Annotated in this window: 21 protein-coding genes and 1 other RNA gene; 7 read left to right on the forward strand and 15 right to left on the reverse strand. The window is 68.1% G+C overall.

All coding sequences use genetic code 11. From position 1 onward, the window contains the following. Window positions 1–11: 11 nt before the first annotated feature. The 3 genes from recR to dnaX form a co-directional block, all read right to left on the reverse strand. On the reverse strand, window positions 12–602 hold the full coding sequence (recR, locus tag ACSFBM_RS08325) for a recombination mediator RecR (RefSeq protein WP_435483942.1): 591 nt from the start codon (window positions 600–602) through the stop codon (window positions 12–14). Window positions 603–609: 7 nt separating this feature from the next. Next, window positions 610–942, reverse strand: a complete 333-nt coding sequence (locus ACSFBM_RS08330) for a YbaB/EbfC family nucleoid-associated protein (protein WP_007836669.1) — start codon at window positions 940–942, stop codon at window positions 610–612. Between the two features lie 72 nt (window positions 943–1,014). Continuing rightward, window positions 1,015–2,928 (reverse strand): DNA polymerase III subunit gamma/tau, encoded by a 1,914-nt coding sequence (gene dnaX, locus ACSFBM_RS08335; protein WP_435483943.1) that lies wholly within the window; start codon window positions 2,926–2,928, stop codon window positions 1,015–1,017. A 178-nt stretch (window positions 2,929–3,106) separates the two neighbouring features. Here dnaX and ffs point away from each other — a divergent pair. Then, window positions 3,107–3,203: signal recognition particle sRNA small type (gene ffs, locus ACSFBM_RS08340), an RNA gene on the forward strand. Between the two features lie 94 nt (window positions 3,204–3,297). On the opposite strand, the gene ACSFBM_RS08345 is transcribed toward ffs, so the two are convergent. Genes ACSFBM_RS08345 through ACSFBM_RS08355 form a run of 3 tightly spaced genes read right to left on the reverse strand, consistent with a single transcriptional unit; the run spans window position 3,298 to window position 10,423 of the window. Then, entirely contained in the window at window positions 3,298–4,536 is a 1,239-nt protein-coding gene (locus tag ACSFBM_RS08345; protein WP_435483944.1) for a TIGR03862 family flavoprotein, read from the reverse strand. Continuing rightward, the gene (locus ACSFBM_RS08350) at window positions 4,533–7,793 is read right to left on the reverse strand and encodes a UvrD-helicase domain-containing protein (RefSeq protein ID WP_435483945.1); all 3,261 of its coding nucleotides are present in this window, start codon (window positions 7,791–7,793) and stop codon (window positions 4,533–4,535) included. Before ACSFBM_RS08350 ends, ACSFBM_RS08345 begins: the two co-directional genes overlap by 4 nt. Beyond that, complete coding sequence (locus tag ACSFBM_RS08355) at window positions 7,790–10,423, reverse strand: PD-(D/E)XK nuclease family protein (protein ID WP_435483946.1); 2,634 nt, start codon at window positions 10,421–10,423, stop codon at window positions 7,790–7,792. Before ACSFBM_RS08355 ends, ACSFBM_RS08350 begins: the two co-directional genes overlap by 4 nt. Before the next feature lie 159 nt (window positions 10,424–10,582). On the opposite strand from ACSFBM_RS08355, the gene trxA reads away from it, so the two are divergent. Then, complete coding sequence (trxA, locus tag ACSFBM_RS08360; RefSeq protein WP_042578306.1) at window positions 10,583–10,915, forward strand: thioredoxin TrxA; 333 nt, start codon at window positions 10,583–10,585, stop codon at window positions 10,913–10,915. A gap of 179 nt (window positions 10,916–11,094) precedes the next feature. Further along, window positions 11,095–12,360 carry a transcription termination factor Rho gene (gene rho / locus ACSFBM_RS08365; RefSeq protein WP_435438086.1) on the forward strand — a complete coding sequence of 422 codons (1,266 nt, stop codon included), beginning with the start codon at window positions 11,095–11,097 and terminating at the stop codon, window positions 12,358–12,360. Window positions 12,361–12,414: 54 nt separating this feature from the next. Here the strand turns inward: rho and ACSFBM_RS08370 are convergent, their stop codons facing one another. Next, the gene (locus ACSFBM_RS08370) at window positions 12,415–13,482 is read right to left on the reverse strand and encodes an oxidoreductase (protein WP_435483947.1); all 1,068 of its coding nucleotides are present in this window, start codon (window positions 13,480–13,482) and stop codon (window positions 12,415–12,417) included. Window positions 13,483–13,665: 183 nt separating this feature from the next. On the opposite strand from ACSFBM_RS08370, the gene ACSFBM_RS08375 reads away from it, so the two are divergent. From ACSFBM_RS08375 to ACSFBM_RS08385, 3 genes are all read left to right on the forward strand, one after another. Further along, window positions 13,666–13,935, forward strand: a complete 270-nt coding sequence (locus tag ACSFBM_RS08375) for a type B 50S ribosomal protein L31 (RefSeq protein ID WP_257860341.1) — start codon at window positions 13,666–13,668, stop codon at window positions 13,933–13,935. A 76-nt stretch (window positions 13,936–14,011) separates the two neighbouring features. Next, window positions 14,012–15,751, forward strand: a complete 1,740-nt coding sequence (locus ACSFBM_RS08380; RefSeq protein ID WP_435483948.1) for a DUF2339 domain-containing protein — start codon at window positions 14,012–14,014, stop codon at window positions 15,749–15,751. Next, window positions 15,748–17,091 (forward strand): MATE family efflux transporter, encoded by a 1,344-nt coding sequence (locus ACSFBM_RS08385; RefSeq protein WP_435483949.1) that lies wholly within the window; start codon window positions 15,748–15,750, stop codon window positions 17,089–17,091. The genes ACSFBM_RS08380 and ACSFBM_RS08385 overlap by 4 nt, the downstream gene beginning before the upstream one ends. A gap of 13 nt (window positions 17,092–17,104) precedes the next feature. On the opposite strand, the gene phoR is transcribed toward ACSFBM_RS08385, so the two are convergent. The 7 genes from phoR to pstS are packed head-to-tail and all read right to left on the reverse strand — an operon-like array spanning window position 17,105 to window position 23,753. Next, a complete protein-coding gene (phoR, locus tag ACSFBM_RS08390) occupies window positions 17,105–18,445 on the reverse strand; it encodes a phosphate regulon sensor histidine kinase PhoR (RefSeq protein ID WP_435483950.1) in 1,341 nt (446 codons plus the stop codon). Between the two features lie 50 nt (window positions 18,446–18,495). Continuing rightward, the gene (phoB, locus tag ACSFBM_RS08395; RefSeq protein WP_435483951.1) at window positions 18,496–19,188 is read right to left on the reverse strand and encodes a phosphate regulon transcriptional regulator PhoB; all 693 of its coding nucleotides are present in this window, start codon (window positions 19,186–19,188) and stop codon (window positions 18,496–18,498) included. A 28-nt stretch (window positions 19,189–19,216) separates the two neighbouring features. Next, on the reverse strand, window positions 19,217–19,918 hold the full coding sequence (gene phoU / locus ACSFBM_RS08400) for a phosphate signaling complex protein PhoU (RefSeq protein WP_435446234.1): 702 nt from the start codon (window positions 19,916–19,918) through the stop codon (window positions 19,217–19,219). A gap of 10 nt (window positions 19,919–19,928) precedes the next feature. Next, window positions 19,929–20,711 carry a phosphate ABC transporter ATP-binding protein PstB gene (gene pstB, locus ACSFBM_RS08405; protein WP_435483952.1) on the reverse strand — a complete coding sequence of 261 codons (783 nt, stop codon included), beginning with the start codon at window positions 20,709–20,711 and terminating at the stop codon, window positions 19,929–19,931. A gap of 13 nt (window positions 20,712–20,724) precedes the next feature. Continuing rightward, entirely contained in the window at window positions 20,725–21,609 is an 885-nt protein-coding gene (gene pstA, locus ACSFBM_RS08410; protein ID WP_435483953.1) for a phosphate ABC transporter permease PstA, read from the reverse strand. Next, a complete protein-coding gene (pstC, locus tag ACSFBM_RS08415; protein WP_435483954.1) occupies window positions 21,606–22,688 on the reverse strand; it encodes a phosphate ABC transporter permease subunit PstC in 1,083 nt (360 codons plus the stop codon). Before pstC ends, pstA begins: the two co-directional genes overlap by 4 nt. A gap of 30 nt (window positions 22,689–22,718) precedes the next feature. After that, the gene (pstS, locus tag ACSFBM_RS08420) at window positions 22,719–23,753 is read right to left on the reverse strand and encodes a phosphate ABC transporter substrate-binding protein PstS (protein WP_435483955.1); all 1,035 of its coding nucleotides are present in this window, start codon (window positions 23,751–23,753) and stop codon (window positions 22,719–22,721) included. A gap of 261 nt (window positions 23,754–24,014) precedes the next feature. Between pstS and ACSFBM_RS08425 the strand changes: the two genes are divergently transcribed. Further along, window positions 24,015–25,535: a Ppx/GppA phosphatase family protein gene (locus ACSFBM_RS08425; protein ID WP_435438076.1), complete on the forward strand. Its 1,521-nt coding sequence runs from the start codon at window positions 24,015–24,017 to the stop codon at window positions 25,533–25,535. 10 nt (window positions 25,536–25,545) lie between these two features. Here the strand turns inward: ACSFBM_RS08425 and ACSFBM_RS08430 are convergent, their stop codons facing one another. Then, window positions 25,546–26,007, reverse strand: a complete 462-nt coding sequence (locus ACSFBM_RS08430; protein ID WP_435484781.1) for a SixA phosphatase family protein — start codon at window positions 26,005–26,007, stop codon at window positions 25,546–25,548. Between the last annotated feature and the right edge of the window lie 7 nt (window positions 26,008–26,014).

Genomic DNA, 26,014 nt, shown 5'->3' on the forward strand with positions numbered 1-26,014 from the left:
GGGGGGCTGTGTTAACGGCGGTCGACCAGCGCGTGGGCGATGGTGCCCAGGTCCACGTATTCGAGTTCGCTGCCGGCCGGCACGCCGCGCGCCAGGCGTGTCACGGTCAGGCCATGCTGCTTGAGCGCTTCGCCGATCACATGCGCGGTGGCTTCGCCTTCGGCCGTGAAGTTCGTGGCCAGGATGACCTCGCTCACCGTGCCGTCGCGGGCGCGGTCGAAGAGCTTCTGCAGGCCGATGTCGTTGGGCCCGATGCCGTCGAGCGGACTGAGCTTGCCCATGAGCACGAAGTAGTAGCCGCGAAAGGCGCCAGTGCGCTCCAGCGCGGCCTGGTCGGCCGGCGTCTCGACCACGCAGAGCTTGGTGCCGTCGCGACGGGAGTCCATGCAGACGTTGCAGATCGGCGCTTCGGTGAAGGTGTTGCACAGCTCGCAGTGCCGCACATGGCCCGCGGCCTGCTGCAACGCGCGCGCGAGCAGCTGCGCGCCGTCGCGGTCGTGCTGCAACAGATGGAACGCCATGCGCGAGGCCGACTTGATGCCGACACCCGGCAGGCGGCGCAGCGCATCGACCAGGGCGTCGAGCGAGCTTGCGTCTGCCATGTACCGCTTAGAACGGCAGCTTCATGCCGGGCGGCAGACCGGGCATGCCGGCCGTCAGCTTGCCCATCTTCTGTTCGCTCGTTTCCTCGGCCTTGCGCACGGCAGCGTTGAAGGCTGCGGCCACGAGATCTTCGAGCATGTCCTTGTCGTCCGCCAGCAGGCTGGGGTCGATGGTGATGCGCTTGACGTCGTGCTTGCAGGTCATGACGACCTTCACGAGACCGGCACCGGACTCGCCTTCGACCTCGATGTGCGCCAGTTCTTCCTGGGCCTTCTTGAGGTTGTCCTGCATTGCCTGCGCCTGCTTCATGAGGCCGGCGAGTTGTCCTTTGTTGAACATCGTGTGGTCCTAGTCGATTGAGATGGGTTGGAAAGTGGGGAAGGATAAGAGAGACGGGCCATCGGTCCGGTGTCAGACCGGCTTCAGCGTGCCAGGGACGATCTTCGCATCGAAGTCGCGCATCAGCGCCTGCACCTCGGGGTCGCTCAGGATGGCGTCTTCGGCCACCCGCTGGCGCTCTTCGGCGGCCTGCTTGTTGCGGCGCGCGGGGCTGTCGATGACGCCACCGATCTCGATGGCCAGCTTGACGTCATGGCCGATGGCGGCCAGGGCAGTGGTCAGCTTTTCGCGGCTGGAGGGCTGGCTGAGCGTTTCGCGCTCGATGCGCAGCAGCCATTGGTCGGTGTCACGCCCCACCAGTTGCGACTGCAGCGCCAGTTCGCGCGCCAGTGCGGTGATGGCCTCGGCCGCGACCAACTGGGTGACCGTGGCGTACCAGAAATCGCCGTCCTCGCTGGGGGGAATGGGCGTGAAGGCGCCGCGTTGCCCTTCGGCATGCGGCACGTCGCGTGCACCCGCCGGCGGCTGCACGCGAATCGGTACGCCGAAGACCTTGGCAGACGCTTCCGTGGGCGCCGGACGAGGGTCGGCATGGCGGGGTTCGTCGACCACCGAGAGGCGTTGGCCTGCCGGGGCGGCGGGGGCAGCGGGAGCAGTGGGTGCGGGAGCGGCCGAGGCCGGCGGCTCTGCGGAAGGGTGAACCGCTGCGGGTGCGGGTGCGGGTGCGGGTGCAGGTACCGGGGCAAGGGGCGCCGCGGGCGCGGTCACCGATGCAACGGGCGCCGCGGGCGCGGCGCGTGCCGGCGCCTGCGGCGCGACCGCCGCAGCTTCATTCAGAGTTTTTTTTTCCGTGGAGGCTGTCGAAGCAGCCGCGTGGGACGGTTTGAAGGCCAGCAGCCGCAGCAGCACCATGGTCAGCGCGGCGTACTCGTCGGGCGCCAGGCCCAGCTCGCCGCGCCCGTGCAGGCAGAGGCTGTAGAGCAGTTGCGTTTCGTCGGCCGGCATCAGCGCGGCGAGGCGCGCGGTGTCGGCCGCGTCGGGGTCGGTGGCCGAGTCGGCCGATTCCGCCCGAGAAGGCACCGCCTGCAGCACCGCCATGGCCTGCAGCACAGCCGTCATTTCTTCCAGCGTGGAGGCGGCGGACATGCCGTCGACGCGCAGCGCCTCCGAGGTCTCGACCACCGTCTTGCCGTCGCCTTGCGCCAGCGCCTCGATCAGGCGGAACACATGCCCGCGATCGACGCTGCCGAGCATCTGGCGCACGCCGGTCTCGAGCAGCTCGCCGTTGCCGAAGGCGATGGCCTGGTCGGTGAGCGACAGCGCATCGCGCATCGAGCCGCGCGCCGCGCGCGCTAGGAGGCGCAGCGCCTGCTGCTCGGCGGGGACCTGCTCGGTCTGCAGCACGCTCGTCAGATGTTCGAGCACCGTCTCGGGTGCCATCGGGCGCAGGTTGAACTGCAGGCAGCGCGACAGCACCGTGACCGGCACCTTCTGCGGATCGGTGGTGGCCAGCACGAACTTGAGGTACTCGGGCGGCTCCTCGAGGGTCTTCAGCATCGCGTTGAACGCGGTGTTGGTGAGCATGTGCACTTCGTCGATCATGAAGACCTTGAAGCGCCCCTGCACCGGCTTGTAGACGGCCTGCTCGAGCAGCGACTGCACTTCGTCCACGCCGCGGTTGGAGGCCGCGTCGAGCTCGGTGTAGTCCACGAAGCGGCCCGAATCGATGTCGCGGCAGGCCTGGCAGACACCGCACGGCGTGGCCGTGATGCCGCCCTGCCCGTCCGGCCCCTGGCAGTTGAGCGACTTCGCCAGGATGCGCGAGACCGTGGTCTTGCCCACGCCGCGCGTGCCGGTGAACAGATAGGCGTGATGCAGGCGTTGCGTGGTCAGTGCGTTCTCGAGTGCCTGCACCACGTGCCCCTGGCCGACCATCTCGGCGAAGGTTTTCGGACGGAACTTGCGGGCGAGCACGAGATAGGACATTGCGGGCATTCTAAAAGGCGCAGCGCTCCTCCTCGAGACCGCACGGCAATGAAAAAGGGACTGCCTCTTTCGCGGGATACCGAGGAACCGGCTTTGCCGGGCCTCTGGTATCGCCCCCAGCAGGGGGAAGGAGAAGCGACACGAAGTGCGCGCAGCCTGGGGGGTTACAATGACAGCTGACGGGCCTCCCTGCATGGTGAAGTGGCCAACCGGGTCAGGTGGGGAACCAAGCAGCCCTAACTGCGTAGTCAGTGCCAGGGGTAAGGCTCGTCAACCTCTTCAGCAGCCTCGTTTCATTCCGTGCGAAATGAAACGAGGCTTGCAAATTCACTCAGCCAGTCAGCAGAAACACCCAGCGCTTCGGGGCCTTCACAGGCCCAGCCGCTGAATCGCGCCGCGCGCTGCCGCCGCACCGCTGGCCATCGACGCGGTGAGCAGGTAGCCGCCGGTCGCCGCTTCCCAGTCCAGCATTTCTCCCGCAGCAAAAACACCCGGCAGCGCGCTGGCCATCAGTTGGGCATCGAGCGCGTCGAAGCGCACACCGCCCGCCGTGCTGATGGCCTCGTCCACCGGCCGCGTCGCGACCAGCTTCAGCGGCACCGCCTTGATCGTGGCCGCCAGTTGCGCCGCGTCCTGCATTGCCTCGCGGCTCAGCGCTTCGTGCAGCACGCCGGCCTTGATACCTTCGAGCCCGAGCCGGCTCTTGAGGTGGCTGCTCAGCGAACGCGCGCCGCGCGGATGCTTCACCGCGGCCAGCACCTGCTCGGCAGTGCGATCGGGCAGCAAGTCCAGCAACAGCGTCGCACTGCCGTTGGCTGCGATCTCGTCGCGCAGCAGCGCGGAGGCCGCATAGACCAGGCTGCCTTCGATGCCCGTAGCGGTCGCCACGAACTCGCCCTTGCGCGCAAAGTGCCGGCCCTGGCTGTCGGTGAATGCAATGGCCACCGACTTGAAGGGCTGGCCGGCGAAGCGGCTGGAGAAATGCTCGCTCCAGCCCGCGCCGTCGAAGCCGGAATTGGCGGGCAGCAGCGGAGCCACGTCCACGCCCTGCGCCTGCAGCCAGGGCACCCAGGCACCGTCGGAACCCAATCGCGCCCAGCTGGCGCCGCCCAGCGCCAGCACCACCGCATCGGCCTTCGCCGTGACCTCGCCGCCCGGCGTCCTGAAGCGCAACGCACCCAGGTCCAGCGCCCCGTCGCCCTGCCAGCGATGCCGCATGTGAAATTGCACGCCCGCCGCGCGCAGCCGCTGCAGCCAGGCGCGCAGCAGCGGGGCTGCCTTCATGTCGGTCGGGAACACGCGCCCCGAGGTGCCTACAAAGGTCTCGACGCCCAATCCCGCCGCCCATTCGCGCACCTGCTGCGGCCCGAACTGCGCGAGCATCGGCTCGAGCTGCGCGCGCCGGTCGCCGAAGCGGCTCATGAACACGTCGAAAGGCTCGGAGTGCGTGAGGTTCAGCCCGCCGCGGCCGGCCAGCAGGAACTTGCGGCCCACCGAGGGCATGGCGTCGTACACATGCACCTGCGCGCCGGAGGCGCTCAGCACTTCGGCCGCCATCAGGCCGGCAGGTCCGCCGCCGATCACGGCAACGGTAGAGGAAACAGTCATTCGAGATTTACCAGTTCGCCCTGCCCGGTCAGGAACGCGACGCGCACCGTGGCACCGGGGTAGGCATGTTGCACTGCGGCGCGGTAGCGCTGCATCTGTGCGATCAGCGCGGCGTCCCGTTCGGGGCGCGCCGCGGATTTGTAGTCGAGGATCCACCAGGCGCCGCCGTCGCGCTCGCGCACCAGACGGTCGATGCGCAAGGTCTCGCCTTCATGCACCAGCGTGACTTCGTTGCCATGCCAGTCGACCCTGCGATCGTCCCACACCCAGGCGCCCTCGCCCGCGCGGATGCGCTGGGCCAGCGCCGCCGCGCCGCGCGCCTGCTGCGCGTCGAGCATGAATTCGCGTGCCGCGGCACGCACATGCGCCGCCGGCAGCGCCTCGCCCGGCACGGCCCATTCGAGCAGCCGGTGCATGGCCTGGCCGAAAGCCGCGGCGCGCGCATCGACGGTCGCGTCGGCGGCCTTCTTCGCGGTCGGCGGCGCGGCGGATGCGGGCACCGCAGGCATCTGCTTCATGCCGAAGGTGCCCGCGCTCGCTGCCGTCGGCAGCGCGACCACCGGCTCGTCGGCCTCGGTGGGCTCGCACAGAGGCTCCAGCCGCGACCACCAACTGCTTTCGTTGGCACGCGCGGGACGCACCGACGACAGCACCAGCCGCTCGCGCGCCCGCGTGGTCGCCACGTAAAGGCCGTTGAGCTCCTCGCGATGCCGCGCGCGCTGCTCTTCCTCGAGCAGCGAGACCGCGCAGGCGGGCGGCGCCTTCTCGCTCGCAAGGAACACGAAGCGCGTGGGCGCGCTGTCGCTTCCCTTCCATTCGACCAGCACGCCCATGGTCTGGGCGCGCGGTGGCGCGGCGTCGCAGTCCAGCATCAGCACCGTGTCGGCTTCAAGGCCCTTGGCGCCGTGCACGGTCAGCAGTTGCACCGCATCGGGCGCGGCCACGGTCGGCGCACGCACCCCGCCGGCGCGCAGCGCACGCACCAGCGCGTAAGGTGTGACGAAGCGCGCGCCGTCGATGTCGAGCGACGCCGTCAGCACGCCGCGCAGGTTGGCCAGTACGCCTTGGCGCAGGGTGGCCGGCACGGCGGCGCCGAATTTTGCGAGCAGGTCGCCGTCGTGAAAGATCGCGTCCAGCGCATCGTGCGGCGGCAGCGTCATCAGCCAGCGCTGCCACTTCTTCAACCTCGCGCCCGCCTCGGTCAACACCGGCGGCAGGCTTTCGTCCTTCTGCACCAGCGCAAACCAGCTGACCATGCCGCGCTCGCGCTGGCGCAATGCCAGTTCAACCAGCACCTCGTCGTCGACGCCGAACACGGGCGACTTGAGCGCGCGCGCCAGCGACAGGTCGTGCGCGGGCGACACCAGCGCGTCGATGAGCGCGACCACGTCCTGCACTTCGGGCGCGTCGTGCAGCTCGTTCTTCTCGGGCTGCTGCACGGGAATGTGGCGCTGGCGCAGGGCGTCCTGCATGGCGGACAGGCGGCTGCGACGCCGCGCCAGCACCATGATCTGCCGCGGCGGCGTGCCGTCGGCGATGCGCTGCGCGACCCATCTGGCGGCCTGCTCGCACTCCTTCTGCAGCAGTTGCTCTTCGGGCAGCACGCGCGGGGTGACGAGGCTGTCGCGCCAGTGCAGCATGCCGTCGTCCGCCGGCGCCGCCTCGGCCGATTCACCGAGCGCATCGCGGTCGATGGCCGGCAGCTTGAGCAGCTCGCCCTCGTCGCCGCGTTCGGTGGTGTGGGCGCGGTAGCCGTCGAACTCACCGGCATCCTGCGCGGCCAGCATCGCCGCGTTGACCAGGCCGACCACGTTGCGCGCGTTGCGGTGCGTGTGGTCGCAGTTCAGCAGCTCGCCGCCCAGCCCTTCGCGCACGAACTTCTTGGCCGCGATGAACACCTGCGGCTCGGCCCGGCGAAAGCGGTAGATGCTCTGTTTCGGATCGCCCACGATGAACACGCGCGGCGCGCTGCTGCCTGCGCCGACGTAGGCGCTGAGCCAGCCGTAGAGCGCCTGCCACTGCAGCGGGTTGGTGTCCTGGAACTCGTCGATCAGCAGGTGCGCGATGCGCGCGTCGAGCCGCTCCTGCACCCAGCCTGACAGCGCCGACTGGCCCAGCAGCAGTTGCGCGGCCTGCTCGACGTCGTTCATGTCGACCCAGCCGTGGGCGCGCTTGACATCGGCAAAGGCGGCGATCAGCAGGCGCGTGAGGCGCGTCATGCGCTGCTGGTAGAGCCAGGCCGCGTGCTGCGCCTGCGCGCCGCACAGCACCTGCAGTTCGGCCTCGGCCTCCTGGGCGGCGGGGAACTTCTGCAGGTTCTTGTTGAGCCGGTCTTCGGTCGCGACGAAGAAGTTCTTGCGCAGGTGCGCGAGTGCGGACGACAGCGATTCAACCGCGGGCTCGCCCGTGCCGAACACGTCGATGATGGCTTCGGCCGCCTTCTGCGGCGTCTTGTTGGATTCGCGGCCCAGCGCGGCGGCGCGGTCGAGCCAGCGACGCCGGACGGGTTCTCCGCGCAACGCATCGGTCGGCGCGTCCAGGCCTTCGAGCGACGGATGGAACGCGCTGAAATGCTGCACGGCGTTTTCCGGGTCGGCGAGCGAGAACTCCACGCGCTTGGACAGGGCTTCGCTCAGCGCCTTGGCCGTCTGCGAGCGGCCGTGCGTCGCGACGACGGCGTAGTAGTCGGCCAGGGCGTCCTTGTCGGCAGTGACCGCTTCGAAGAACGGGCGCCACGTGTGGCCGCGCGCCTCGGCATCGTCTTCGAGCAGCTCGTAGTTGGAAGGCAGCCCCAGTTCGCGCAGCACCGCGAGCGGCGCATTGCGCAGCAGGCCCGCAAACCAGGCGTGGAAGGTGCGGAACTGCACCGGCCGGCCGCCTTCGAGCAGGCGCCGGTAGAGGCCCTTCAGGCGCGGAACGGCAGCCAGTGCGGCCGCAGGTTCGACACCACGGATCACGAGTTCGCGCACCAGCTCTTCCGGCGGGCGCTCGGCGAAGTCTTCGAGCCACTGGTCGAGCCGCTCGCGCATTTCACCGGCCGCCTTCTTCGTGAAGGTGATCGCCAGGATCTCGTGCGGTTCGCAGGCGGATTCGCCCTCTTCGAGCAATGCACGCAGGATGCGCGAGACCAGCATCCAGGTCTTGCCCGCACCGGCGCAGGCCTCCACCGCCACGGAGCGGCGCGGATCGCAGGCGACCGTGTAGAAAGCCTCGCGCGCGACGTGGCGGCCGTTGTGTTCGTATGCCGCGCCGTTCATTTCGTATCGCCTCCGACCGCCGGGCCGCCCCAAGGCGCAGGCGCCTCCCCCTCGGGGGATGGCGAAGCAAGCCGGGGGGCCTTATCGCCCCAGAAATCCTTGCGGCACAGGCCGCGCGCCACGCAGTAGTCGCACACGGCGCCCTCCCCCAGCGGCGGCAACGCGGCGCCCTGCGCGATGCGGGCGAAGTCTTCGATGATGCCGGACACCAGGGCGTCGCGCGCCTCGACCACCGCGGGCTGCTCGACGGTCTGCGTGCCGGACGATTTCTCGCCCACGTTCACGTAGGCCGCGCGCAGGGTGTCGTCGGCCACCAGCGCCGCGTAGAACGCGAGCTGCGTGTCTTCGGTCGGATCCTTCACGCGCTCCTTGGTCACCGAGGAAGACTCGGTCTTGTAGTCGATCACGAAGGCCTGGCCGTCGGGCATGCGGTCGATGCGGTCGAGACGGCCGACCAGCCGAAGGTTGCCCAGCGACTGCTCCTTCCAGGGCTCGGACTCGACGAAGACCGCGCCGCCCGCCTCGTGGCCCGTGAGCCAGCCGAGGTAGCCGTCGCGTACCGCAGGCCAGGCCGCGGCAAAAGGCAGGAACTCGGCGTCGGACAGCGCCATTTCACGGGTGGCGCGCTGCGCGGCGTCTTCGATGAACGCGAGGCGCTCCTGCGCATCCTGCGTCGGGGTTTCGATCAGCGCCTCATGGAAATGCCCCAGCACGGCGTGCAGCCAGTTGCCGAAGTCGCGCTTGTCGACCTCGGCGTCGAGCTCGTCGGCGCTGCGCAGGCCCAACTGGCGCAGCGCGAAGAAACGGTAGGGACAACGGCGCAGGTCCTCGTACACGCTGGTGGAGATGTTCTCCAGCGGCAGGAGCGCGCCCGAGGGCTTCGGGTACGCGGTCGGCTCCACGGCAACCTCGCGCGGCAGGCGCGGATCGGCGGAAGGCTGCAAGGCGTGGTCGAGCCGCAGTGCCTGCACCAGCGGACTGGGACTCACCGGCTCGCCGGTGGCATCGGACTGGCGCCAGAGCAACTCGCAGCAGGGGTTGCGCAGGGCCGCGGCCCATGCCGCGCGCTGTGCCGCCTCGAGCACCTCGCGCGAAGGCAGGCCGAGTTCGAGGCGTTGCGCCGCGCTCCAGTTGCCGGGTGGCTCGGGCGATGCGGGCAGGCGCCGGTCGTCGCAACCGGGGATGACCACGGCGCCGAACGCGCGACCCAGCAGTTGGTACAGCGGGAGCACGACGACGCGCGGGGCCTGATCGCCGGCCGGCGGCACGAAGCTGGCGTCTTCCAGCACGTCGCGGGCCCAGGCGGTGAACTCGGCCAGCGTGTGACGCCCGCCCGGAAACGCGTCGTCGTCGCCGTGCGCGCCGGCGTCGAGCCACAGCGCACCGATGACCTTGCCGCCGGCGAAGTCGTCGACCAGCAGCTGCCAATGGCCGCCCGCCTCGAGCAGCTCTCGCAAGGCGTGCAGCCATTCGGCCAAGGGGCGCGAACGGGCCATCGGCATGCGGCGCGCCTCGACGGCCTCGGTGAAGGGCAGCAGCGCGACGTCCTGCGCTTTCTCGCTGCGCGCCACCAGCGCACACCACGCGGACCAGTCGCGCAGGCCCTCGCGGCGAAGGCGGGCCTCGAGCGACTGCACGGCCGGAGCGTCGCCGTCGGCGCCGCCCTTGAGCCACTCGAGCACCTGGTCGCTGCCGGCGTCGTGGGCGCAGGCGCGCAGCGCGCTCATCAGCGTGGCGGCGGCGCGCGTGGTCGACAGTTTCCAGCCGGTCTCGTCGTGCGTGACCACACCTTGCGCCGCGAGCTGGGCGTTGATGCGGCGGGTGAGCGCGCGGTCGGTCGCAGCCAGCGCGACGGGGGAGCGTTCTTCGGCCAGGTGGCGCAGCACGCAGGCGGCGGCGAGCTGGGCTTCGTCTTCCGGATCCAGCGCCACGTGGAAAGCAGCCGGCTCCCCGGGCGCGCCCGGCGGCACGAGCGAGAAACGCAGGGCATCGTCGCCCCACAGGGCGCACAGCGACTGGGTGAGCGGATCGGCCTGGAAGCCTTCGAGAACGATCAGCGCATCGACCTGCGCGCGCGTGGATTCACGCAGCAGCACGTCGGTCGCATAGCCCGAGGTCGAGACCCACGCGACGGCGATGCGGATCAGCGCGCTTTCGGTGCGGAACCACTCCGATTCGCTGCCCGCCTCGGCCACGCCGGCGGCACGCTGCGCCCAGTCGCCGGCGCGTGCCTCGGGCGTCTCGGCTGCCGCGAGGGGCGCCAGTTGGTAGGCCAGCTCGACCACACGGCCAGCCAGGGCGAATCGCTCGGCGGTGAACCCCGACTGCGAAAGCAGCGCCTGGGCCGTGACGAGGTCGCGCGCCATGTCGTGCGCGATGTCGTAGCCGCTCGGCACAAAGCCGCCCGCGCTGCGTGCCCAGTTGTGGGTGGTTTCGAAGCGCGGCACGAAGCCGGCGCTGCCGCAGCGCGCCCACATGGCGCGCGCCACGCCCATCAGCTGCGCATAGGGCACCAGCACCACGGTGCGGGCCGCATGCAGCTGGCGGTCGTCGAGCGCGCGGACGATGCGCGCGACGACGCCGGCGGCGGGATCGCACCACAGGGCCTGGACAGGGTGGCCTTCGTTCATGTTCTATCGAGGGGGTTGGAGAGCGCGTGGAGGTGACGGACAAGGGCTTTGGCTATCGCTGCCATAGCATGCCCGCACGGCACGCCACCCCTTGGTTTCTGTCACAATGACCAGCACTTTAGCTGCACCGAAACTCTCTGCGCACCAAGGACACATCACATGGCCAGCGAACTCATCAAACACATCTCCGATTCCTCTTTCGAGGCCGACGTGCTCAAGTCCAGCCAGCCCGTGCTGGTCGACTACTGGGCCGAATGGTGCGGCCCCTGCAAGATGATCGCCCCGATCCTCGACGAAGTGTCGGCCACCTACGAAGGCAAGCTGCAGATCGCCAAGCTGAATGTGGACGAGAACCGCGACATCCCCGCCAAGTTCGGCATTCGCGGCATCCCCACGCTGATGCTGTTCAAGGACGGCCAGCTGGCCGCCACCAAGGTCGGCGCCATGAGCAAGGCGCAACTCACGGCCTTCATCGACCAGCAACTCGCCTGAACGATTTCAACCGGCCAGCGCGCAATGCGTTGGCCGGCGCGTTTTTCCTGTCATAATCTCCCACAGATCACCGGCCCTTCCAGGCAACCGGTTCGAGTTCCCCGGTTAGTGAAGCAGTTCTCGCTTCACATTCAACCTCCCCCCGTTTTCCGTTCGATTACCCCGCGAGGGGTCATTCCATGCACTTAAACGAACTCAAGGCACTCCACGTGTCTGAAGTCCTCAAGCAAGCTGAAGCGCTTGAAATCGAAAACGTCGGCCGCATGCGCAAGCAGGAGCTGATGTTCGCGATCATCAAGAAGCGCGCCAAGGCGGGCGAACAGGTCTTCGCCGACGGTGTGCTCGAAATCCTGCCCGACGGCTTCGGCTTTCTGCGCAGCCCCGACACCAGCTTCACGGCCAGCACGGACGACATCTACATCTCGCCCAGCCAGGTGCGCCGCTTCAACCTGCACACCGGCGACATGATCGAAGGTGAAGTGCGCACGCCCAAGGACGGCGAACGCTACTTCGCGCTGACCAAGCTCGACAAGGTCAACGACGGTCCGCCCGAGCAGAACAAGCACAAGGTGATGTTCGAAAACCTGACGCCGCTGTTCCCCAAGGAACAGATGAAGCTGGAACGCGACGGCGTCAAGGGCGAAGAGAACATCACGGGCCGCATCATCGACATCATCGCCCCCATCGGCAAAGGCCAGCGCGCCCTGCTCGTGGCGCCGCCCAAGAGCGGCAAGACGGTGATGATGCAGCACATCGCCCACGCAATCAGCGCCAACTACCCCGACGTGCACATGATGGTGCTGCTCGTGGACGAGCGCCCTGAAGAAGTGACCGAAATGCAGCGCACGGTGAAGGGCGAAGTCATTGCTTCGACCTTCGACGAGCCCGCAGCGCGCCACGTGCACGTCGCCGAAATGGTGATCGAGCGCGCCAAGCGCCTGGTCGAACTCAAGAAGGACGTGGTGATCCTGCTCGACTCGATCACCCGCCTGGCCCGCGCCTACAACAACGTCGTGCCCTCCTCGGGCAAGGTGCTGACCGGCGGTGTCGACTCCAACGCACTGCAACGCCCCAAGCGCTTCCTGGGCGCCGCGCGCAACGTGGAAGAAGGCGGCTCGCTGACCATCATCGGCACCGCGCTGATCGACACCGGCAGCCGCATGGACGAAGTGATCTTCGAAGAGTTCAAGGGCACCGGCAACTCCGAAATCCACCTCGACCGCCGCCTGTACGAAAAGCGCGTGTTCCCGTCGATCCAGCTCAACCGCAGCGGCACGCGCCGCGAAGAGCTGCTGCTGGCGCCCGAGATCCTGCAGAAGACACGCATCCTTCGCCAGCTCATGTACAACATGGACGAGATCGAGGCGATGGAGCTGATGCTCAAGAACATGAAGGCGACCAAGACCAATGTCGAGTTCTTCGACATGATGCGTCGCGGCGGCTGAGTACCACGCTCTGTCGCAAAAGCGCGTTGGCCCTCACGGGTCAACGCGCTTTTTTCATGGGCGCGCGATGCCGATCGCGCGGCCCTCAAGGGCGCTCTGGCGACCGATGTCCAGCAGTTCCATCAGCGCGACCGCCTGCTCCGGCGGCACCGGGTTCTGCCCCTGGCCGAGGATCGCGTCACGCACCGCGGCGTAATAGTCCACATAGTTGCCCGGGCGCGTCGGCACGGCACGCGTGCTGGCGGCCCCGTCGCTGCCGATCAGCGTGAGTTCGCCGTCGAGCGGATCGGCGCCCCACCCTTCGGACGGCGGCCGCTGGCCGGCGCGCAGCGCATCTTCCTGCGTATCGACGCCGTGCTTCACGTAGCTCCCGCGCGTGCCGTGAAGGATGTAGCGCGGCGCGGCATGCGCGGCCAGCGTGGTCGAATGCAGCACCACGCGCAAGGGTGCATGCGGTCCGCTGTCGTAGCGCAGCACCGCATGAAAGTAGTCTTCGACCACGGCGCCGTCGCGCAGGACGGCGGTGTCGAGCTGGAGCGTGTCGGGCCGGCCGAACAGCTGCACGGCCTGGTCGACCAGGTGGGCGCCCAGGTCGACCCAGAGGCCCGAACCCGGCACGGCCTGCTCGCGCCAGCGCACCTTCACTTCGGGCCGGAAGCGGTCGAAATGTGACTCGAAGTACACAGGTCGGCCCAGCTCACCGCTGGCCAGAACGTCTTTCAGCGTCAGGAAATCGGCGTCGAAACGCCGGTTCTGGTAGACGCTCAGCACGCGGTGGCGGCTCCGCGCCAATGCCTCCAGCGCCCGGGCCTGCGTCACGTCGAGCGTGAAGGGCTTGTCCACCACCACATGCCTTCCGGCCTCCAGTGCCGCCTTGGCGACCGGAAAGTGCTCGGCATTCGGTGTTGCCACCACGACCAGGTCGATGTCCGCCCGGGCCACGAGCGCTGCCACATCGGGCACCACGGCCACGCCCGGCCAGTCGGCGTGGACCTTGTGCGGCTGCGAACTGGCCACGGCGGCCAGTTCGAGCCCCGGCACGGCGGAAAGCACCGGGGCATGGAAGGTCTGGCCGGCAAAACCATAGCCGACGAGGCCGGCGCGCAGGGGTCTGGAAGTCATGGAAGCGCCTCGATTTGCTCGAAAATGGGGCAGTATGCGATAATCATGGGCTCCGCGAAAAGTGCGGCTGGGCAGCTTGGCCCGGCCTCCCCAGCTTGTCTGGGGCAGCGCGCCAGACGACTGGCATGCTGGTGGCTCTCGCATCGACCGCGCATTGATTCCAACAGCGCAAAAGGAAACACCATGGCAAAAGAAGGCATCCACCCCAATTACCGCGAAATCCTGTTCGTCGACATGTCGAACGGCTTCAAGTTCGTGACCCGTTCGTGCGCGAACACCAAGGAAATGGGCAAGACCGACGACGGCCGCGAGCTGCCCCTGTTCAAGCTCGACACCACGAGCGAATCGCACCCGTTCTACACCGGCACGCAAAAGTCGGTCGACAACATGGGCGGTCGCGTCGAGAAGTTCCGCAACCGCTTCGGCAAGACCACCGGCACTGCTTCGAAGTAAAGCACGCGCTTGTGCGTCGAGGGCAGCCCGGTTTACCGCGCTGCCCTTTTTCTTTCCGACTCCTGCTTTTCGCCACTTGAACCAGCCCACCCCCGCCATCGTTGCCCAGAATGCCGTGCGTCGCCTCCCGCGCATCGCATTGCTCCTGCTGTGCGCGGCCTATCTGCTGCCGGGCCTTGTCGGCCGGGGCCCCTGGAAGAGCGCGGACATCACCTCCTTCGGCTACATGGCCGAGCTGGCCCGCACCGCCGAAGGCATCGCGCGCTGGTTCGACCCGATGCTGCTGGGCCTGCGCCCGGAAACGCCCGCGCTGGTCCCCTACTGGATCGGCGCCCTGGCCATCAAGATCGCCCCCTCGTGGCTGAACCCCGACCTGGCCGTGCGCATCGTGTTCGCGTTCCTGCTGTGGGGCGCGTTCACCGCCACCTGGTACGCCGTGTATTACCTGGCCCGCACCGCGCGCGCCCAGCCCGTGGCCTTCGCCTTCGGCGGCGAGGCCCGACCGACCGACTACGCGCGCGCCATTGCCGACGGCGGCCTGCTCGCGCTGATCGCCTGCCTCGGCCTGGCCCAGCTCGGCCATGAAACCACGCCCGCGCTGGCGCAGTTGTTCTTCGCCTCGTACCTGTTCTACGGCGTGGCCGCCTTGCCCTACCGCCGGGCCGGCCCGGTGACCGCCCTGGTCGTGGGCACGCTCGGCGTCACGCTGAGCGGCGCGCCCACCGTCGGCCTGGCATTGGCCATCGGGAGCGCGCTCTACATCGCCTACGAACGCCGACTCGTGGCCACGCGCCTCGCCAAGGACGCGTCCAGCGAAGACGACAGCGGCCCCGGCTACACGCGCGCCGCCTTCCTCACGGTGGTCGGCGTCACCGTGCTGGCCGCCGTGCTGGTGTTCGCCCTGAAGCTGCCGACCTGGAAGATCACCATGACCGGCGGCTCGCTGCTCGGCGACGTGCGCAGCCAGGCCAAGCTGCTCCTGTGGTTCACCTGGCCGGTCTGGCCGCTGGCCCTCTGGACGCTCTGGCGGTGGCGGCGCCAGCTCACGGCACGCCATGTCGCCCTGCCGTTCTGGTTCGCGCTGGTGCCCCTGGCCGCCACCTGGACCACCGACTTCTCGGACCGCTCGCTGCTGCTGGCCCTGCCCGCCTTCGCCACGCTCGCGGCCTTCGCCCTGCCCACTTTCCGGCGCAGCGCGGCAGCGCTGATCGACTGGTTCAACGTGCTGTTCTTCAGCGGCCTCGCCGTGCTGGGCTGGATCTACTGGATCGCGATGCAGACCGGCGTGCCGCCCAAGCCGGCCGCCAGCGTGGCCCGCCTGGTGCCGGGGTTCGTGCCCGAGTTCTCTCTGATTGCCGTCGTGCTGGCGGTGGCCGCGACCATTGCCTGGTGCTGGCTGGTGCGCTGGCGCACCGGGCGCCACCGTGCGGCACTGTGGAAGACGCTGGTGCTGCCGGCCGGCGGCACCGCGTTGTGCTGGATGCTGCTCATGACGCTGTGGCTGCCGCCGATCGACTACGCGCGCAGCTACGTGCCGCAGGTCGACGCCGTGGTCCAACGCGTCGGTCGAAACGGCTGCGTGGCCGAGCTGGCCCTGAGCCGCGCGCACATCGCGGCGCTGCGGCATCACGGCCAGCTCGACGTCAAGCCGCTGCTGCTGGACAACAACTGCCCGTGGCTGCTGGCCAGCCCCGAGACCATCGAGCGGCTGCACACCATCATTCCGTTCGACCAGTGGCGCTTTGCCGGCACGCTGCGCCGCCCCAGCAGCGCGGCGGACGACCTTCTCCTGTACCAGAAGATCCCGCCGCAGTGAGTGGCGAACGGGGCCTGATCGCACGGCACGCCGGCACCGTGCTGGTCGGCCAGTTGGCCGTGATGGCCTTCGGCGTGACCGACACCATCATCGCGGGCCGCTATTCCGAAAACGCACTGGCCGCCCTGTCGGTCGGCGCGGCCGTGTTCATCAGCGTGTACGTGTCGCTGATGGGGGTGCTGCAGGCGCTGTTGCCGATCTGGGCGGAGCTGCACGGCGGCGGCCGCGGCGCGGAGGTGGGCCGTTCGGTGCGCCAGTCGCTGTACCTTGCCGCCATCGCCATCGTGGTCGGCATGGCGGTGCTGCTGTCGCCCGGTGCCGTGCTCCGGTGGACCCAGGTGCCGGCCGAGATGCGCGGCGAGGTCGAGGCCTACCTCATCGTGCTGGCCTTCGGCCTGGCGCCGGCCCTGCTGTTTCGCCTGTTCAGCACGCTCAACCAGAGCCTGGGCAAGCCACAACTCGTGACGTGGCTGCAGCTGGGCTCGCTGCTGGTGAAGCTGCCGCTGTCGGTGTGGTTCACCTTCGGTGGCGCCGGCGTGCCGGCCATGGGCCTCGTGGGCTGCGGCTGGGCGACGCTGTGCGTCAACTGGGCCATGCTGGCCTGCGCGGTCTGGCTGCTGCGCAGCAGCCCCCTGTACCGCGGCTACAGGCTGTGGGAGCGCCCGGAAGCCCCCGACTGGCACACGATCCGCCACTTCGCGCGCATGGGCGTGCCCGCGGGCCTGGCGGTGCTGGTGGAGGTGACCTCGTTCACGCTGATGGCGCTGTTCATCGCCCGCCTCGGCACAGCCGCGGCCGCCGCGCACCAGATCGCCGCCAACCTGATGGCGGTGGCCTACATGGTGCCGCTGTCGCTGTCCATCGCGACCAGCGCGCGCGTGAGCTTCTGGCTCGGCGCCGGGGATGTGGCCAAGGCCAGGCACATCTGCCGGCTGGGGTTCGAGCTGACGGTGCTGTGCGCGCTGCTGTTCGCGGGGGTGATGGTTGCGCTGCGCTCGCAGCTCGCCAACGTGTATTCGGACAACCCCGCCGTGGTGGCGCTGGCCGCCGCATTGCTGCTGCCCGTGGCGGCGTTCCACCTGTCGGACGCCGTCCAGACGCTCTGCGTGTTCGTGCTGCGCTGCTACCGCGTGACGCTGGCGCCGCTGCTCATCTACTGCACCATGCTCTGGGGCCTGGGGCTGGGCGGCAGCTACCTGCTGGCCTACCGAGGCATTGGCCCCTGGCCGGCCATGCAGTCGCCGCTGGCGTTCTGGTTCATGAGCGCCGGCGCGCTGGCACTGACGGCGTTGATGTTCATCGCGCTGCTGCGCCGCACGATGTCACAGCGGCCGGGCTGAAACGCCCCGCGGGCTACCTGACCAGCACGCGCGCTTCCCGCACGCGCGCGGCCGGAAACAGCAGCGCGAAGCGCGAGCCCTTGCCCACGGTGCTTTCGATGCGCAACTCTGCGCCGTGCCGCTGCGCGATGTGCTTCACGATCGCCAGGCCCAGCCCGGTGCCGCCCGTTTCGCGCGAACGGCTGCGGTCGATGCGGTAGAAGCGCTCGGTCAGCCGCGGAATGTGCTCCGCGGCAATGCCCGGGCCGGTGTCCTTCACGGCGTATTCGCCGCGCCCGTCGGGCAGCACGCGCCAGCTCACGGCCACCTCGCCGCCGCCCGGCGTGTAGCGGACGGCGTTGCTCAGCAGGTTCGACATGGCGCTTTGCAGCTCGGTCGGCGCGCCCGACACCTCGGACTCCGCGTCGATGGTGAAAGACAGCCGGTGCCCCAGCGGCGCCAGCCGGCCGGAGAGCCCGCGCCCTTCGTCCTCGCAGTGCGCAAGCAGCGCGCGAATGCGGATCCACTGGTTGCCAGAAGGCGCCGCGCTGCCTTCCAGCCGCGACAGCGTCAGCAGGTCGTTCACCAGCGTTTCCATGCGGTGCGACTGCTGCCCCATCAGCGACAGGTAGCGCATGCGCTCGTCCGCATCGAGCGGCAGGTTCTGCAGCGTTTCGACAAAGCCTGCCAGCACGGTCAGCGGCGTGCGGATTTCATGCGACACGTTGGCCACGAAATCGCGCCGCATCGCCTCGGCCTGCTCCAGTGCCGTGATGTCGCGCGTGAGCAGCATGCGGCGGTTGCCCGCATAGGGATGCACCTGCACCGACAGCCGCATCGCATGCCCGCGCTGGTGCGCGTGATGCCCGATGCCCGGTGCGTCGATGACCACATCGCGGCTGTAGTTCCACGAGGCCAGGTAGGCCACGAAGGCCGGATCGCGCACCAGGTTCGCCAGGTGCTGCGCCAGGTCGCGCTCGGCGTCGATGCCGAACTGGGCCGCCGCCGTCTGGTTGCACCACTCGATGCGCCCCTGTTCGTCGAGCAGCACCACGCCGTTGGGCGAGGCCTGGATGGCCGCCAGAAACTCCTGCAGCCGGTCTTCGGCCTGGCGTGTCTGCTGCTCGCGCTCGCGCAACAGCTTGCGGATGCGCTCTGACAGCTCGCCCCACACACCCGGCCCGCGCGTCGGCAGGCCCGCCGCGTCGTTGCGCAGCACCTGCAGCAGCCGCTCGGCGCGCCAGGCGTCCAGCGCCAGCCAGAGCACAGCGCCCAGCCATGCACCCAGCCAACCGTATTTCCAGCCGAAAGCAACGATAGCGCCCGTCGCTATTGCGAGAGACGCTATTAAAAATGTAGCAATGCGAAAAGGCATGGCGGGCGATTATCCGCGCCTGCCATCGGGCGGCGCCGACGGCACGGCGCTCAGACCGTGACCTGGGCCGTCAGGCGGTAGCCCGCGCCGCGAACGGTTTCCACCATCGGTGCGGCCGCGCCCAGCGATTCGCGCAGGCGCTTGACGTGCACGTCGACCGTGCGTTCCTCGATGTAGACGTGGTCGCCCCACACCTTGTCGAGCAGTTGCGCCCGGCTGTGCACGCGCTCGGCATGCTGCATCAGGTAGGCCAGCAGCTTGAACTCGGTCGGCCCGACCTTCAGCGCGCCGCCCTGCCAGGTCACGCGGTGCGTGGCGGTGTCGAGTGCGAGCTCGCCGATCTCCACCCGCTCCGTGACCACTTCCGGCGCCCGGCGGCGCAGCACCGCACGGATGCGCGCCAGCATTTCCTGCGTGGAAAAGGGCTTGGTGATGTAGTCGTCGGCACCGGCGTCCAGGCCGGCCACCTTGTCGGGTTCGTCGCCGCGCGCCGTCAGCATCAGGATCGGAATGGCCTTGGTGCGCGGGTCCTTGCGCCACTGGCGCGCGAGTTGCAGGCCACTCTGGCCCGGCAGCATCCAGTCGAGCAGGATCAGGTCCGGCAGCAACGCGTCGATCTCGCGCTGGGCTGCCGCGCCGTCTTCCGACCAGATCGGCTCGAAGCCGTTGTGGCGCAGGTTGACGGCGATCAGCTCGGCGATCGAGGACTCGTCTTCGACGATCAGGACTCGGGGTTTCTTCATGTTGTTTGAGGGAGTCTTGCCGCCGCCGTTACAGGAGCGCGGACTCGATTTCCTGCATTGAAGTGTGCCGCACATCGGCGCCCTTGACGATGTAGATGATGAATTCGGCAATGTTCTTGGCGTGGTCGCCGATGCGTTCGATCGCCTTGGCCAGGAACAGCAGGTCCAGGCTGGCGGAGATGGTGCGCGGGTCTTCCATCATGTAGGTGACCAGCTTGCGCACGAAGCCGTCGAACTCCTTGTCGATCAGGTCGTCGTCCTTCAGGATCGACACCGCGGCGGCCGTGTCCAGGCGCGCGAAGGCGTCGAGCGCCTTGCGCAGCAGGCCCGAGGCCAGGTCGGCCGCAATGCGCAGCTCGGTGGTGGGCAAGGCCCGGGCCGAACCGCTCTCGATGATCGACTTGACCATGCGCGCGATCTTGTTGGCCTCGTCGCCCACGCGCTCCAGGTTGGCGGTGGTCTTGCTGATGGCGATCAGCAGGCGCAGGTCGCGTGCCGTCGGCTGGCGGCGCGCAATGATCGAGGAGAGCTCGCGGTCGATGTCGATTTCCATCGCATTGACGCGGTTCTCCGTTTCCATCACGCGGTCGGCGGCTTCCACGTCGAACTGCAGCAGCGCGTACACGGCCGTGTGGATCTGCGACTCGACCATGCCGCCGAGCTCCATCACGCGCGACGAGACGCCGTTGAGTTCGCTGTCGAACTGGCTGGACAAATGTTTTTCAGTCATGGTTGACTCCTTAGCCGAAACGGCCGGTGATGTAGTCCTCGGTCTCCTTGCGCTGCGGCTTGAAGAACATCTGCTCCGTCGCGCCGAACTCGATCAGGTCGCCCAGGTACATGTACGCGGTGTAGTCGCTGCAGCGGGCGGCCTGCTGCATGTTGTGGGTCACGATGACCACGGTGTACTCGTTTTTCAGCTCGGCGATCAACTCTTCGATCTTCGCGGTCGAGATCGGGTCCAGCGCCGAGCAGGGTTCGTCGAGCAGCAGCACTTCGGGCTTGATCGCGATGCCGCGCGCAATGCACAGGCGCTGCTGCTGCCCGCCGGACAGGCCCGAGCCGCTTTGCTGCAGCTTGTCGCGCACTTCGGTCCACAGGGCGGCCTTCTTCAGTGCCCATTCGACGCGGTCGTCCATGTCGCTGGCCGAGAGGCTCTCGAACAGCTTCACGCCGAAGGCGATGTTGTCGTAGATCGACATCGGGAACGGCGTGGGCTTCTGGAAGACCATGCCGATCTTGGCGCGGATCAGTGCCACGTCCTGCTTGGACGTGAGCAGGTTCTCGCCGTCCAGGGCGATCGTGCCTTCGGCACGCTGCTCCGGGTACAGCTCGAACATGCGGTTGAAGGTGCGCAGCAAGGTCGACTTGCCGCAGCCCGACGGGCCGATGAAGGCCGTGACCTTGTTCTCGGGAATCTCGAGGTTGATGCCCTTGAGCGCGTGGAACTTGCCGTAGTAGAAATTCAGGTCCTTGACCGAGAGCTTCGAGCGCGACATTTGGGGTGCGACGGTGGTTGGCATGAAAGCTTCTTCTTCAGTGTTTGTTGCGCGTCAGCACACGCGCCAGGATGTTGAGGGCGAGCACGGCGACGGTGATCAGGAACACGCCGGCCCAGGCCAGCTTTTGCCAGTTCTCGTACGGGCTCATCGCGAACTTGAAGATCGTGACCGGCAGGCTGGCCATCGGCTGGCTCACGTCGGCGGTCCAGAACTGGTTGTTCAGCGCGGTGAAGAGCAGCGGCGCTGTTTCACCCGCGATGCGCGCCACGGCCAGCAGGATGCCCGTGACCACACCGGCGCGTGCGGCGCGCAGCGTGATGCTCAGAATGACCTTCCACTTCGGCGCACCCAGTGCGTAGGCGGCTTCGCGCAGGCCCGGCGGCACCAGCTGCAGCATGTTCTCGGTGGTGCGGATCACCACCGGAATCACGATCAGCGCGAGCGCCAGCGCACCGGCCAGGCCCGAGAAGGTCTTGAAGTAGGCCACCACCACGGCGTAGACGAACAGGCCGATCACGATCGACGGCGCCGACAGCAGGATGTCGTTGACGAAGCGCGTGACCGAGGCAAGCCAGCCCTTGGTGTTGTATTCGGCCAGGTAGATGCCGGCCATGATGCCGATCGGCGTGCCCACGAAGGTGGCGAGCGCCACCATCACGAACGAGCCGAAGATCGCGTTGGCGATACCGCCCATCTCGTTCGGCGGCGGTGTCATTTCGGTGAAGGTGGCGAGCGCCAGCCCGCCTAGCCCCAAGCGCAGCGTTTCCCACAGGATCCACACCAGCCAGAACACGCCGAACACCATCGCGGCGAGCGACAGCGTAAGCGCGATCTTGTTGACGCGGTTGCGGGAAGCAAACCGGGCCTGGCGCGTTTCGGCCAGCGCCTGTGCGTTCATCAGGTTTTGAGCAGTACTCACGACTTGGTCCCTTCGCTCTTCTTCATCTGCGCCAGCAGCACCTTCGAGAGCGTCAGCACGACGAAGGTGATGAAGAACAGCACGAGGCCGAGGTACATCAGCGCGGCCTGGTGCAGGCCTGCGCCGGCTTCGGCGAATTCGTTGGCCAGTGCCGAGGTGATGCTGTTGGCAGCCTCGAACACCGACAGCGAGTTGAGCTGGTTCATGTTGCCGATCACGAAGGTGACCGCCATCGTTTCACCCAGCGCCCGGCCCAGGCCGAGCATGATGCCGCCGATCACGCCGGCCTTGGTGTACGGCAGCACCACCTTGGAAACGACTTCCCAGGTGGTCGAGCCGAGGCCGTAGGCCGACTCTTTGAGCAGCGGCGGCGTCACTTCGAACACGTCGCGCATCACAGAGGCGATGAACGGAATGATCATGATCGCCAGGATGATGCCGGCCGACAGGATGCCGATGCCCACGGGCGGGCCGGACACCAGCGCGCCGAGGTACGGCACGCCGGCGAGCAGCTTCTGCAGCGGCTGCTGCACCCAGGTCGACAGGATCGGCCCGAACACCAGCAGGCCCCACATGCCGTACACGATGGACGGCACGGCGGCCAGCAGCTCGATGGCAGTGCCCAGCGGGCGCTTGAGCCAGTTGGGCGAGAGTTCGGTCAGGAACAGCGCAATGCCGAAGCTCACCGGCACGGCGATCACCAGCGCGATGAACGAGGTGGCCAGCGTGCCGTAGATCATGACCAGGCCGCCGTACTCCTCCTTCACCGGGTCCCACGTGCTGTTGGTGAGAAAGCCGAGGCCGTACTTCGAAATGGCGGGCCAGGCGCCGACGATCAGCGACAGCAGGATGCCGATGAGCATCGCGAGCGTCAGCAGCGCGGCGCCCTTGGCGGCCCAGCCGAACAGGCGGTCGGCCATGGGGCCGGAACGCGGTGCCTTCACGGGCGGCGGTGGGGCGGTGGCGCGACCGCGCTCGGCCGAGAGGTCGAGCGAGGTGGCAGCGGTGGGAAAGGTGGATGACACAGGTCGCTCCGGCAAAGACGAAAGCGGCGCGTCCTTGAGCGAGGAGTTGCTCATGGGCGCGCCGGTCTGGACTGGTGGTTGGATTTACTTGAACGCGACGGCCTTGCCCGACGCGTCCTTCACATCGCCCCATGCCTTGGCGATGGTGGCCTTCACGGCGTCAGGCATCGGCACGTAGTCGAGGTCGTCGGCCGTCTTGTCGCCACTCTTGTAGGCCCAGTCGAAGAACTTCAGCACGGTGGTCGCGTTGGCCGGCTTGTCCTGCACCTTGTGCAGCAGGATGAAGGTGGCGCCGGTGATGGGCCATGCGCCCTTGTCGGCCTGGTTGGTCAGCACCTGGTAGAAGCTCTTGTTCCAGTCGGCAGCGGCTGCGGCGGCCTTGAAGGCGGTGTCTTCGGGCGAGACGAAGTTGCCGGCGGCGTTCTGCAGCTGGGCGTAGGTCATCTTGTTCTGCTTGACGTAGGCGTACTCGACGTAGCCGATCGAGTTGGGCAGGCGGTTCACGAAGGCGGCGACGCCTTCGTTGCCCTTGCCGCCCGCGCCGGTGGGCCAGTTCACGGCCGTGCCTTCGCCGACCTTGGTCTTCCACTCGGCGTTGACCTTGCTCAGGTAGTTGGTGAACAGGAAGCTGGTGCCCGAACCGTCGGCGCGGCGAACCGGGGCGATGGCGGCGTCAGGCAGGGCCAGCGAACCGTTCAGCGCCTTGATGGCGGGGTCGTTCCACTTGGTGATCTTGCCGAGGTAGATGTCGCCCAGCACCTGGCCGTTGAGCTTCAGCTCGCCGGGCTTGATGCCCTGGATGTTGACCACGGGAATCACGCCGCCGATGACGGTGGGGAACTGCATCAGGCCCTTGGCCTGCAGTTCGTCGTCCTTCAGGGGGGCGTCGGAAGCGCCGAAATCGACGGTCTTGGCCTCGATCTGCTTCAGGCCGGCACCCGAGCCGACCGATTGGTAGTTGATCTTGACGCCGGTGGCCTTGTTGAAGTCCGAAGCCCACTTGGCGTACAGCGGTGCGGGGAAGCTGGCGCCGGCGCCGGTCACGTCCTGTGCGAAGGCGGGAATGGTGAACATCGCGGCCAGCAGGCCGGCGGTTGCAAATTTGAACGTCGTTTTCATGAAGCTTCCTTTAGAAGTAAGAAGTAGTCCCTTGAGGGCTTGGCACGGACTCTAAAAACCTTGTGTGACATCGGTGTGACACCCCGCTGTCGAGGGAAAATGCCGTGATTCACCCCGTGGCGCGTGTGACGCTGTCACACAACCGTCATGCGTCGCGCCTAGCCTTGCGAGCCTCGCCGCTGCGCGAAAACGGGAGGCCGCGCGCGCTGTCACGGCGCTACGATCGAACTCCAGGGCACCCGCCTTCTTCATCAGAACAACATGCAAAACGGCACCCGCCTCGCAGCAGTCGACCTGGGCTCGAACAGCTTCAGGCTCGAAATCGGACAGGTCGACCACGGCCAGATCCACCGCACCGAGTACCTCAAGGAAACCGTGCGCCAGGGCAACGGCCTGGACAGCGCGCGCAACCTGACCACCGAAGCCATGCAGCGCGGCTGGGACGCCCTCGCCCGCTTCGGCGAACGCCTGGCCGGCTTCAAGCGCTCGCAGGTGAGGGCCGTGGCCACGCAAACGCTGCGCGAAGCGCGCAACCGCGAAGAGTTCTTGTTGCGCGCACGCACCATCCTGGGCTTTGGTATCGACGTGATCCCCGGCCGGGAAGAAGCGCGACTGATCTACCAGGGCGTGGCGCACATGCTGCCGCACACCGACGCCTCGGACAGCGAACGCCGGCTGGTGGTCGACATCGGCGGGCGCTCCACTGAAATGATCATCGGCCAGGCCTTGGTGGCCGACCGCATGGAGTCTTACCGCGTCGGCAGCGTCGCCTGGTCGATGAAGCACTTCAGCGAAGGCCAGTTCACGCCCGCGGCATTCCGCGCCGCCGAAGTGGCCGCCAAGGCGGTGCTGGACGACGCGCTCGCCAGCTACACCCGCGACCAGTGGGACGTGGCGTACGGCGCCTCCGGCACCATCGGCGCGGTCGGCGACGTACTGGCCGCTTCCGGTGCCGAGCCCGGCAAGGTCACGCGCGAAGGCCTCGACTGGCTGCTCGACCGCCTGCTGAAGGCCGGCAGCGCCGACAAGCTGCGCATCGAAGGCATGCGCGACGACCGCAAGGCCGTCATCGGCGGCGGCGTGAGCGTGCTGCGCGCGGTGTTCGACCTGCTCGACATCGAGGAAATGAAGGTCGCCCAGGGCGCGCTGCGCCACGGCGTGCTCTATGAACTGCTGGAACGCGACGACAGCGTGGCCGACATGCGCACCGCCACGGTGGCGCGCCTGGCCAACCGCTTCGCCGTCGATGCGGCGCAAGCCAGGCGCGTGGGCGACACGGCCGCGGCGCTGTTCGTGCAACTGGCACCCGCCGCGCGCGGCGGCAGCACGGCCAACCGCGCGGGCCGCGCGCTGCGCAAGCTGGGCTGGGCGGCGCAGCTGCATGAAATTGGCACGCAGATTTCGCACAGCGACTATCACAAGCACGGTGCCTACATCCTCGACAACACCGACGCGCCCGGGTTCGCGGTGAACGAAATGCATGCGCTGGCGCAACTGGTGCTGGGCCAGCGCGGCAAGCTGCGCAAGCTGGAGGCGGCGCTGGACGACGAGACCTTCGTCATGCAGCTGCTGTCGCTGCGCCTCGCGCTCATTCTTTGCCACGCGCGCCGCGACCCCGATCCGCGGGCGCTGCACCTCGCGGCACTGGGCGCACGGGCCTTCACGATCGTGTGCGCACCCGACTGGGCGGAGGCCTATCCGCAGTCGGCCCACCTGCTGCGCGAAGAGGTGCTGGCCTGGCAGAAGACCAGCAGCTGGCGCGTGGAGCTCAACGGAGCCTGAGCGAAGAGGGCTAGAGCAGCTCGGGCGACTGCACCGTCACCACGACGGTCTGCACGTCGCCGTCGCGTTCGCGCGTGCGGATCCACCACAGCGCGCCCTTGCGCACCGGGCAACTGTCCTGCTTGAGGCCCAGCAGCAGCGAAATCGCCTGCCCCACCGAGGGCTGGTGGCCGATCATCAGCACCACCGACTTGCCGCTGGGCCAGCCCGCCGCGCCGAGCAGCGCCTCGGGCGTGGTCTCGGGCGACAGTTCTTCCCGCAGCTTGAACTTGCGGCCCAGCGCCAGCGCCGTCTGCTCGCAGCGGCGCGCGGGGCTGCAGATGATGCGGGTGCCGTCGGGCAGTTGCCGGTCGAGCCAGCTGGCCATGCGCTTGGCCTGCTTCTCGCCGCGTGCGGTGAGCGAGCGTTGCATGTCGTCGCAACCCTCGGTCCAGTCCTCGGCTTCGGCATGGCGCCAGAAGATCAAGTCCATGGTCATC

This window comes from Variovorax pasteuri, from assembly GCF_051216435.1.
Taxonomy (GTDB): Bacteria; Pseudomonadota; Gammaproteobacteria; order Burkholderiales; family Burkholderiaceae_C; genus Variovorax.